The organism is Xenorhabdus bharatensis (assembly GCF_037996705.1).
GTDB lineage: Bacteria > Pseudomonadota > Gammaproteobacteria > Enterobacterales > Enterobacteriaceae > Xenorhabdus > Xenorhabdus bharatensis.
Genome location: NZ_JBBMXG010000049.1, coordinates 1 through 1,592, shown reverse-complemented (window position 1 = coordinate 1,592; position 1,592 = coordinate 1). Strand labels below are relative to the sequence as shown.

1 protein-coding gene is annotated in these 1,592 nt (G+C 31.3%); it reads right to left on the bottom strand.

Features of this window, described 5'->3' with window-relative positions; all coding sequences use genetic code 11:
* The coding region (locus AAC855_RS21085) for a hypothetical protein (RefSeq protein WP_340612101.1) at positions 1 to 1,108 on the bottom strand (1,108 nt) is incomplete at its 3' end.
* Positions 1,109 to 1,592: the final 484 nt, after the last annotated feature.

Genomic DNA, 1,592 nt, shown 5'->3' with positions numbered 1-1,592 from the left:
TTAGTGCGTTTCCGTCACAACCGGTTAGATTAGTAATGATTTGAGGATTAGATACGGTGGCTTTTTTGATCTTGTCATCAACCACATCACAGGTCGGAATTTTATCAGTGGGTTTTAGTGCATTTCCGTCACAACCGGTTAGATTAGTAATGATTTGAGGATTAGATACGGTGGCTTTTTTGATCTTGTCATCAACCACATCACAGGTCGGAATTTTATCAGTGGATTTTAATGCAATACCATTACAACCAATTAAATTTGTTACGATTTTAGGATTAGCGATGGTGGCTTTTTTTATTTTTTCATCAACAATATTACAAGTAGCAATTTTATCGGTTGGTTTTAATGGATTACCATCGCAACCGGACATATTTTTAGGAATTATTGATGTTGTCGATAAATAATTATCAACTTCGTCTTGTATACAGGGTGATAATTGATTGCATATATCCTTAAGCGCTGTATTATCCAGTGTTAAATGGCCTTCAATATTAGTTTCTTCAATTAACTGAGTCGCTGAAAAAGCGTTATTTTTTCCAGTGTTATTACTTATTTCATTACTGGTAATTAATGCATTTTCTGATAATAAACCACCACTTATTGTTGGTTTATTTATTACAGGTTCGTTCATTAATACTTTTTGTATTAACGGTATAACTTGATCATTCAATGGCTCTTTTAATTGCTGAATCAAAGAGGCTAAGGCATTCGGATCTAACGTGATAGAATTTTGTATTGTGGGGGAATCTAAAGTACTTTTTAACAGGATTAGCGACTCCAGTTTGGCTCCATTTAACTGTTTAAGTAATGATGCCAGAGCATCGGTATCTAATTTCAAATTTTTGTTTATTGTTGGGTTGATTAGGGTAGCATCAGTCAGCGTTACGTCTGCAATATTAGATTTCGTTAGAGCAGATTGAATACAGGTATTTAATGCATCGCAAATTTGCTGGGCTAAACTGTTTTTTGTTGCATCATTTGCTAATGTCAGGTTTGAAACAGTCAGATTTTTCGCACTGCTGTCATTGATAATCGAGTTCTGCAATGTTGTATTCTGTAAAAAGTTACCATTAATTGAATCTACATCATAGCTACTGTTATTAGCCATACTTTAATACTCCTAAATATAATTATAGAAAAAACAATTTAAAAAAAGTGTGTTTGTTTTTTTCTAGCGTGTTAAATAGCTACTGATATCCTATGACTATATTGATTTTATTTTTTAAATCCAGAGTGTAATTGTGTTATTTTTTATTTTGAATAATTACTCTTTAAAAATTTATTTTTTGGTGATTTACTTATTTGATGTCCAATTTAAATATGTTTAGTGCGAGTAAGGCCATTAAATACCTATAACGCTTAATTAATTATGTAATTTATTTAGTGAATGTATTTAAAAATAAATCACTATGAGGTTATTTATTTTTAAATTATCATTTATCAATGAAACATTCAATATAAGTCATATTTATGATAACAACTATACCCATCGTCATTGAAGATGCTTGATTTTTCATTCCTATCAGATCAAAATCGCGCCATGAAAATTACCCTGACAGATGCCCAAAAAGAAGCGCTTGAATTGATGCACG